General features: G+C 36.2%; 1 protein-coding gene and 1 pseudogene. One reads left to right on the forward strand and one right to left on the reverse strand.

Going from position 1 to position 2,511, the window contains the following annotated elements; genetic code table 11:
• Window positions 1-76: 76 nt before the first annotated feature.
• Window positions 77-784 carry a PEP-CTERM sorting domain-containing protein gene (locus V7K89_RS10870; RefSeq protein ID WP_335186979.1) on the reverse strand — a complete coding sequence of 236 codons (708 nt, stop codon included), beginning with the start codon at window positions 782-784 and terminating at the stop codon, window positions 77-79.
• A 632-nt stretch (window positions 785-1,416) separates the two neighbouring features.
• Here V7K89_RS10870 and V7K89_RS10875 point away from each other — a divergent pair.
• Window positions 1,417-2,418 (forward strand): annotated as a pseudogene (locus V7K89_RS10875) (protein kinase domain-containing protein); the annotation flags it as partial.
• Window positions 2,419-2,511: the final 93 nt, after the last annotated feature.

The raw sequence follows: 2,511 nt of genomic DNA on the forward strand, positions 1-2,511 counted from the left end.
GCAAATTAACCAAACCAATTATTGCATCTATTGCCCGAAGGCAATATATTTTAGAGGCACTATCTGTAGCCAGCTTTTAGAGAATTGGTATTAGAGACGTTTTTCGTTTACGCTTTAGCCACCAGCCTCCAACACCAACAACCATTATCCCGCCAAGGTCGCTAGGTTCTGGAACAGGGGTTGAATCGGTATCGACCACAAGTTTAGCAAACGCTTGATCACCACTCTCAGAAAAAAGATATTCCTCAACAAGATCCCCTTGAAGCGCACCTCCAATTGAGAAAAGATTTCCGTTTCTAGCGTTAATATCTGCAATGGCGTTGGAGTTGAGAGCAAAATTCAAGATTTCGTTTGGATCGCCAGAAGTAGTAACGTTAAAACTTCCATAATTTTTACCACTTCCCAAATCATTATAAATAGTATTATTGGGGCTATTATTTTTCTGACTTAACACATTAGCAGGTGTTGAAACATCAAAAAAATCTAAAGTCTCTGTTGGATTTCCTGAACCCTCAAATCGTTGAATTTGCAAGGTTGCTGAAGTAACTCCTACTAGATTACCAAGATCGAATGTAAAATAGTTACGTGAATCTATTCCGCGTATATTTCCAGTTACGTAGTTGAGATTATCGTTAGAATTAGAGCCATTAAGTGAATCTTCAGCAGCCCACCAACCTCGATCTGATGCAGTCTGAGTAAAAGTTGCTGCTTGGGCTGTATTTAGCGTTCCTAATCCGAACCCAACAATAGTAGACGCAATTGCTAATTGATAAAACCTTTTCATTGGATATCTCTTGAAATTAGAACCTGTTTAACTGAAACTCACAAAACTATTCTTTATCAAACAGAATTCAGCTAGTCAGGAGTCAGAATTCATTCTGACTCCTGTACTACTGGCGGATAAATAATCAGCGTTTTTGCACCCCCACTAAATTGAAATATTTTAGCCCTCAAGCGCAAACTAGGAACAACCCATACTCTTAAATTTTCGTTTACTAACTAGTAATGAAAAATTAATTATTGGATTAATATTCTGTTGATATTATTGGTTTTGTATTAGATTTAAAAAGTATTTACGCACATATAGTATACGTAATATTTAAAAAATTTGTGAGTTAGCAAGGATGAATATATAAAATTTATGTAAACTTTATATAATCTTTATAAATTAGTGGTAATTCATAAATTAAAAATAGATGAAAATAGTGATTTTGGCTATTTTTTGCGTCAATTTTATTCTTAAAGATGTTAAGAATCTTATTATTCATTCTTTCTAATGTTTAAGTAAAAATACTTAAATAAATCCATTTTTGATTTTAGTAACAAAAATTCAAGATATATATTTTTCAAGTATTCCGGAAATAGGAGGGAATGTCAGAAAAACTAAATAATAAGGACTTACTGAGTAACCAGGTCATGACCTACCACATAATCGGTAAATTACTACAAGGGCGTTACCAAATTGTCCAAAGCCTCGGTGCAGGGGTGTTTGGAGAAACATACATTGCTGTAGACGTAGATTATCCAGAGAATCCCAAATGCGTTATTAAGCAGATTAAAGTTAGCAGTTCCGAATCCGGCTATTTGGAGATGCTGAGGTTACTGTTTCTAACTGAAACCCAAACTTTGAAACTTCTGGGAAGTCATGACCAAATTCCTGAATTTATCGCTTGTTTTGAAGAAAACCAGCGATTTTATTTAGTGCAAGAGTATATTGAAGGACATGCGCTGACTGCGGAATTGCCCATTGATCAACAATGGGGCTGTCTGTGGAGTGAAAGCGAAGTTGTAGAATTCCTAATCGATGTCTTAGGTATTCTAGAATTTGTCCACTCTCAAGGTGTGATCCATTGCGACATCAAACCGGAAAACTTGATTAGACGTACTGTTGATAACAAGTTAGTTATGATTGACTTTGGCTCAATCCAGTCAATCGATTTTGGCATAGGTGCAGAATTGCCCATTTATAAAATTCCCGTCACTTCATTGGGATATATACCGCCAGAGCAATTTATTGGTCAAACACAGCCCAACAGTGATATTTATGCTTTGGGTATGATTGCCATTCAAGCTTTAACAGGGCTAGAACCACTACAATTAAAAACCGATCCTTCTACTAATGAAATTTTTTGGCGTTCTCAAAACACGCCAGTTAACGATTATCTAGCTGCTGTTCTCAGCCAAATGATCCGCTACAATTACCAAGAACGCTTTCAGTCTGCGGGTGAAGTGCTGCGGGTACTCAAACAAATAATTTGGGAACCTCAGTCATCAGAAACATTAGAGGAAGATTCTCAATTTACCCTTGAAGTAGCGAAAAATTCTGCGTATGGAAAATCATCCCCATTATTAACGGGAATGAAAGTAGGATTGGCAGCTAATTCTTTAGTGATGGGATTTGGTGTATATTCTTTAGTTAAACCTCATCCATCTTGAGAACTGGAGTTTTGCCAGAAAAAATATTACTCTGAGGAAGTAGGTGTAGTAGAGAAAAAAACGAGGATGCTTAAG

It is taken from the genome of Nostoc sp. (assembly GCF_036917515.1).
Lineage (GTDB): Bacteria > Cyanobacteriota > Cyanobacteriia > Cyanobacteriales > Nostocaceae > Nostoc.